The 7,713-nt window shown below is 47.2% G+C and carries 1 protein-coding gene; it reads left to right on the top strand.

All coding sequences use genetic code 11. The features are described from left to right. Positions 1-13: 13 nt before the first annotated feature. Positions 14-7,713, top strand: a 7,700-nt coding sequence (locus FHQ23_RS10105; protein WP_139614219.1) for a two-partner secretion domain-containing protein, incomplete at its 3' end; no start/stop codon positions are given.

The following is a 7,713-nucleotide window of genomic DNA, read 5'->3' on the forward strand; positions in this document are numbered from 1 at the left end:
AAAGGAACACCCCATGAACAAGCATCTCTACCGCCTGATTTTCAGCAAAACCCAACAACGTTTGGTTGTGGTCTCTGAAATTGTCACCCGCGAGGGCAAAGCCAAAGGCGAAGGCGGGCAGGTTGTCTCAGAACAAAAGCCGCTGACTTTTTTAAGCCAAGGCTGGCAGCTCAGTGCGGTCAATGCCAGCTTGTTCAGCCTGTTGGGTTTACTGTTTTGTGCCACGGCGAGTGCCAATGACATGCAAATTCGTGCCGACCAAAGCGCACCGAAAAACGAACAGGCGATTATTCTGCAAACCGCCAACGGTGTGCCGCAAGTCAATATCCAAACCCCCAGTGCCCAAGGGGTATCAAAAAACAGCTATAGCCAATTCGATGTGGCCAATCAGGGCGCTATCCTCAACAACAGCCGCACCAATGCGCAAACCCAACAAGGCGGTTGGGTGCAGGGCAATCCCTATTTGGCGACCGGCGAAGCACGGGTGATTGTCAATCAGGTCAATTCTGCCGACCTTAGCCGATTGCACGGCTATGTAGAAGTGGCAGGACAACGAGCGGAGGTGATTATCGCCAACCCCTCAGGCATTGAATGCCAAGGCTGTGGCACGATTAATGCCAATCGCACTACCTTGACCACGGGCAAAGTGGAACTGGAAAACGGGATGGTGAAAGGCTATCAAGTTGAACAGGGCAAGGTGACGGTCTCTGGTCTAGGCATGGACAGCTCAAGCTCGGATTACACCGATATTATTGCGCGAGAAGCCGAAATCAATGCCGGTATTTGGGCAAAAGAACTGAAAGTGACCACGGGCAAGAATAAGGTCTCTGGTGATAATCAAACCGTTGAAATTTTGCACACCGGCGGTAACACAGCGCCGAACCCAACGGCGGCACCGGAAAACGTGCGCTATGCGGTGGATGTCTCCGAATTGGGTGGGATGTATGCCGGCAAAATCCATCTGGTCGGCACGGAAGACGGCTTAGGCGTGCGCAACGCCGGACATATCGGCGCCACCCAAGGCAATGTGCAGATTGACTCACAGGGGCAGATTGTCAACACCGGTTTTGTTGGCGCACAACAAGCCGTCAACGCCAGCGCCAAACAGCAGTTGGAAAACCGCGGCACGGTATATGCGCAACAGGGCGATGTGCAAATGCAAAGCCGAACCCAAGGTATTCAACAACACGGCAGTGTGATAGCCAAGGGCGAGGCGCAAGCTAAAGGCAAAGTGCGGTTGCAAGCGAACGGCAAGATAGCGCAACAAGGGCAAACCTTTGCCGAGGGGAATATTGACTATCAAGCCAAGCAGATTGTGGCAACTCGCTCTGCTACGTTGGCTGCCGGGGTTAAATTTATCAATGGTGAGCACGGCGAACAGCCAGTGCTTAATTCACACAGTGCCAACGGCAAAAGCCTGAACTTAAACGCCGAGCAAAGTGCGGTGGCGCAGGGGCAGAATCTCGCCTCGGGACACATCACAGTTAATGCACGTGATGTCGATATCCGCCACAGCCAAACCGCTGCCAACCAAGTGAGTATGACGGCAGCCGGCGGTGATATTCAAGCAGGCAACAGCCGCTTGTACAGTGAAGATACGACTACGTTTACCACCCCGAGCGCACTTTTAACCCAAAATGCCCATTTAAACGCTGCACATTTTAAGGTGCAAGCCGACAGACTGGATAATACCGGTGGTAGTTGGATTCAGCGAGGCACAACAGATTTTCAATTATTGTTAAGTGAGTCGTTAAATAATACTAAAGGAAAAATAACAACTGCCGGAAATATCAAATTGGATGTTTCAGTGTTTAACAATCTGCAAGGGACACTATTTGCAGGTCAAAACAGTGAAATTTCAAGTCGTAAGCCATTAAATAATCGACAAGGTAATATTGTTAGTGAACATCATTTACGAATAACAAGTGAGGCTATTGACAATGTTGGTGGCAATATAGGCTCTAAACAGCACAGTGCTAATCTTGATATTCTGACACAGATTGATAATCGGCAAGGTGAAATCAGTGCCGGACAGCAATTATCGGTGACGGTACCTATATTAGATAATCAACAAGGAACATTATTAAGTGGTGGTGATAGCATACTGAATATCGATGCGCTTAATAATCAGCAAGGGGCTCTGGATGCGGGTGAAGATTTGCATATTATTGGACGAGTGCTAGATAATCGTCATCAATCACAGACCGGTTCGCTGATACAGGTTACGAAAAAATTAACCTTGCAGCTCGATACTCTGTTAAACCAAGGTACAGCAACCGAGCCTTTAATAGAAGGTGGCAAAATTACACAGGGGATTATCGCCGGTACGATTGAGCTTCAGCTCAAGAATGCAGAAAACCAAAAAGGCGGAATTTATGCTATCCATCACTTATCAATGACGACGGCGGATTATCTCAATAACCAAGAGGGTATTTTATCCTCCTTAAATACCGCTGCTTTACAGGGAAATGAGGTGTCGATTGATAATCGTGCGGGTAAGATTCACGCGGTTAATTTATTGGAGATTGAGGCGACACAGCTGAGCGGTGATGGAGATATAAAGAGCGGTGGTGATCTTAATATTACCTTAAAAGAAGACTTTACGGCTGACACGGCGATATATGCTAAAGGCAGTTTTAATTTTAAAATAGCGGGTAATGTGGTCAATAATAGTTTGATGCAGGCTGGTCATCAGTTAGGATTGCATGCGCAGCAGATCGAAAACCGGGCTACTGGGCAAATGAGTGCCGGCGATGTGGAGCTCATCGCAGGTAAGCAGATTATCAATCGAGGATTGATTAACAGTTTTCGCAAGGATGGTTCCTCGTTGACATTGCTTAAAGCCAATCTTATTGACAACGTGGGTACGGGGCGGATTTATGGTGATAGTATTGCGTTGCAAGCCGAGCAGTTAAAAAACCACGACGAGGTCGTGAATGGCAAACACGCCGGCGCCGTCATTGCCGCTAGAAAACGCTTAGATCTCGGGGTTGGAACAATTTATAACCAAAATGACACTTATGTGCCAAATATGAACGGCAGTGCCATGATCTACAGTGATGGCGAGTTGTTATTTGGTCGAACATTAGATGAGCAAAACCATGCTACCGGTAAAACCGATCATCTTTATAATCAAAGTGCGGTGATTGAAAGTAACGGTGCAATGGGATTAGCGATTCATCACATTGAGAATACCAATGCTTTTTATAAAACAGAAATGCAAACTGTCGGAGAACAAGTGCGCAACTGGCACTATATTGTCCCTAGAGATTATGCTGAAAAAGATTTGAGAATTGCTTATGATCTTTTGCAGATGACATCAGGAGTGAGGGGAAAAAGCCAATTAATTTGGCGTCAGCAAGATACGGTGACAAAACCGGAAAATGGTGACGTACAATCCTTTATCTTACCACAGGTCAATCAGTGCAAATCGCTAGCAAACCAGTGTGATTTTGAGCCTCATTCCTATTATTTCCCAACCGATCCAGCGTGGCGCTATTTTAATATTACGCCTGAAGCAGATGATACGCTTACTCGCCACCTCGTTAATGCTAAAGCTCCGATTGCCCCTATTGAACCGATGAAGCCAGTCAAAAGGGGATCAGAGCGTCGTTACAAGCAGTTATTAGCCGAATATGAGCAGAAAAAACGCCAGTATGATATTGACTATAGTGTTTATTTGAGTAACAAAGAAAAATTTGACCATGAGATTAAGCCTTATTATTTACAGTGGGTTGAAAAAAACACATTGGCTTTTGAGCAGTTGTCGCGAGACATTGAACAACATAATCAAAAATATGTTACCGAAAAAGGCGCAGGATATAAGGAATATAAAGACTACTATGATATCAAGGTTGATAAGCAAATTATAAAAGAAGATGTGGTCATTTCCAGTCTTCCGGGCAAAATATTGTCTAGTAGTAATATGTTATTCAGCGGTAGCTCATTTTTAAATGATAAAAGTCATGTACTTGCAGGTGGCACCATGCATGGAGTGACAGATAAGATTCGCAATAACAATGAATCAGGAACCCGTGTCACCGAAGATTATGGCAGTAAAATCTATAGTCGAGAAATCAAAAATGGTAAAACAAGTAGCGGTAAAACTAAATATAAACGGGATAATATAACGTATGTCTCCAATGGCTTGTTAAAAACCGAAGCAACAACTATTCCTGTTTATCTCACCAAAGTAGAGCAAAAGCAGGTCGCTATGGAGAAAACGATGGATGTTTTCTCTTCGGATAGCCATCTACAGCCAAATATAGCGGAATTTACCCCTTTTGCCATGGGAGAGGAAAAGCCATCTGCAGTTAAAACCTTAAACGATCATGTTCGTTTTATTGAGATAGACACTCACCTGCCGACTTCGGCATTATATAAAGTCAATCCAAACACACAAAGCCATATCTTAGTGGAAACCGATCCGGCTTTTGCGCAGTATAAGCAATGGCTCAGCTCCGATCATATGTTCAATACGTTGCGCCACGATCCGGACAGGGTACAGAAACGACTAGGGGATGGATTTTATGAGCAGAAACTGGTGAATGAGCAGATTAACCAATTAACCGGATATCGTTATTTAAGTGGCTATAGTGATAATGAAAGCCAGTATAAGGCGTTAATGGATAACGGCATCACGTTTGCGAATAAGTTTAATCTAGCATTGGGTGTGAGTTTGAGCGAGGCACAAATCGCCCAGCTTACCTCCGATATAGTGTGGCTAGAAAGCCAGTCGGTACGGTTGGATTCAGGTGAAACTGTATCGGTATTAGTACCCAAAGTGTATGTGCTAGCGCGAAAGGGCGATGTTGACGGGCGTGGTGCATTATTGAGCGGCAATCAGGTTGTCACCAACGGTGCCGAACTCATCAATAGCGGCACAATAGCCGGCAGAGAGCTGGTCAACCTCAATCAGGAAAACATTAAAAATCTGGGCGGAAGGATAAGCTCCCGTCTGACCGCACTTGATGCATCCGCATTAAGTAATATAGGCGGGCAAATTGATGCGGATAAGGTTTTGCAAATTAAGGTGGATGGCGATATCCAGCATCAATCTACCGTGCGAGAAAGCCGTGTACAGCGGTCTGGATTTGAGCGCCGTGATACGGTGCTGGATCGCAAAGCGGTTTTCTATGTGCGTGACCCTGATGGCAAATTGACACTTTCAGCCCATAATTTGCAAGTTACAGGGGCGGATATTATCAATCAAGGTGAAGGTGTCACTCTGCTTGATGTAAAAAATAATCTGCTCTTGGATACCCTTGATGTTGGTTATCATGAAGCGCTGGGTGGAAATAGCGACAATCGTCGCAGAGAGACAGTGACGGAGGCGGTGAATAGCCGCGTTAGTGGCGGTGGTGTAGTACAACTACAAGCGAAAAATCTGACCAGTGAAGGTGCGCACTTATCGGCTCAAGACAAACTGAATGTAGTTGCAAATAATAATCTGATGCTCGGCACCCGTGAATCTAATTTGGACTTTGAAGAATACCACCACACTAAATATCGCAGTACGTTCAGTAAAGGTAGCAAAACAACGCATTCACAACAAACACGTACTGAGCAAAACGGTTCACAATTACAAGGGAAAGAGATCAATCTTCGAGCAGGTAACCTGCATATTGTTGGTAGCAATCTGATAGCTGAAAATAATATTACTCTCTTGGCTAAAGATAACATTCAGATTGAAGCATCAGAAAACCGGTATAACCATCATTATGAAGAGAAAAATAAAAAATCCGGCTTTAGCGCTTCGCTGAAAAATGGTGTGGCGACGGTAGGGCATCAAAAAGCGCAGTCTTCAACGGATAGCACGGGGCAATCGACAACGTTGAATGCCACTTTGGTTCAAGCTACACAGGGCAATCTTCGCATTGAAGCGGGTGAGAAGGTCGACATTGCTGCATCGGCTTTAGCTTCGGGTGGGGATATGACGGTGCAGGGCAGTGAAGTGAACTTCACTGCGATGACGGAAAATAGTGAACAGCAGATACAGCAACAGAGCAAACACAGTGGTATTGGGGTGCAAGTGATGTATAACCCACTTGAGGTCGCCAAGCAGACTTATCAAGACAGTATGGGTGAACAATCACTGCAAGGCGGAAACGGTAAAAGCGTGGTTGGTACGGCAACGGCGCACGGCATAGCGGTTGCGGAAACCACCCTGCGGTTAATGAAGCCGGTGACGGGTTTTGCTACCTCACAACGTCAATCGCAACAACAGCAAGGCAGCCAACAACGTGCGGTAGTGAGTGAACTCAATGCTGGCGGTAAGCTAACGGTGATAGCGGACAAAGGCAGCATCTTGAGTCAAGGGGCGAAATTCAGTTCGGAAGCGGATATGCGTTTTGCAGCAAAAGACGACATTATCTTCGATGTTGCGAAAGATCTGACTCGTCAACAGGGAGATAAGCAACAGCGAGGGCGTGGTTATGACGGCGCCACGACATTGGAAGCGATAAAATATGACAACCGGCGCCAAGATAGTGGAGAAGTCAGTCGGGCACAAGTGAGCAGTTTGTCGAGTGGCGGTCAGCTTGAAGTGGCGACTGAACGTGGTGATGTTACCTTGGTGGGCAGCGACGTGGTGGCGCAAGGAGACATCAATGTTGCAGCAGGACGCGACCTGTTGTTGACGACAACGGAAGCGTGGCAGCGACAACAATCAGAAGACCGAGGCAAAGGGATAGGCAAAGCGGTTATTTCCGACACCGAACGTTTTGCCGGTTTTTATCGTAACAGCGAAAGTTCACAATCAAACGAATTGGCGAACAAAGGAACCACCTTGGGCAGTTTGCAAGGCAGTGTCAATTTAAATGCCGCTCGGGATTACCGGCAAACGGCAAGTGATGTGATGGCGAACAACGGACGGCTGGATATTAGCGCAGAAAGCCTCACGTTCAGCCAAGCGACTAACGTACAACAACATCGTGAGGCAAGTCGTGACAGCAAAATCGGTGCTTTTGCCAAAGTCAGTTCTCCGTTGATTGACTTGGTACAACAGACTGAAGCCTTGGTGCGCAGCGACAAATCCAACGACCGCTTAAATGCACTGCAAGGTGCGGCACTGGCGGCGAAAGGTTACAGCAGCTACCAGGGCTTATCGGATAAGGGCTATCTGATAAAAGGCGAAGTTGGTGTTGGTTTCAGCCGGTCGAAAAGCGACAGCTATCGTCATAGCGAAAGTGCGGTCGGCAACCATCTCAATGGGGCTCAGGGTGTCAACTTGACGGCACGTAGTGGCAATATTGATGCGACCTACACCACTATTACCACCCGAGACAGTGAGGGCAAGCGCACGTCGGGCGGTACGATTGAGCTGAATGCGGCGGATAAGATATTGCTGAGTGCCGGGGTAGACAGCTATCAACAGCAAAGCAGCCAACGCAGCAGTGGTGCGCAAGTGGGCGTGGGTTATTCCGTTGGCGGACAAACGGGGGTCTATGCTTATGTTGAAGCCGGTTATAACCGCAGTCAGCAACAAGGTGAAGGCACCTCCTACCATAACACGCTACTGGATGCGGACAAGGTTAATCTTATCAGTGGTGGTGACACCACGTTGAGCGGCGCTGAAGTGCGCGGTAAGGTAATCACCACCAAGATTGGCGGCGACCTGACGATTAATAGCTTGCAAGACAGCGAACAGCAACACAGCAGTGCTAGCGGTGTTGGCGGACGGGTGCAGGTGTCGTTCGGCACGGCTTGGGAGGC

It is taken from the genome of Testudinibacter crocodili (assembly GCF_006228025.1).
Classification (GTDB): Bacteria; Pseudomonadota; Gammaproteobacteria; order Enterobacterales; family Pasteurellaceae; genus Chelonobacter.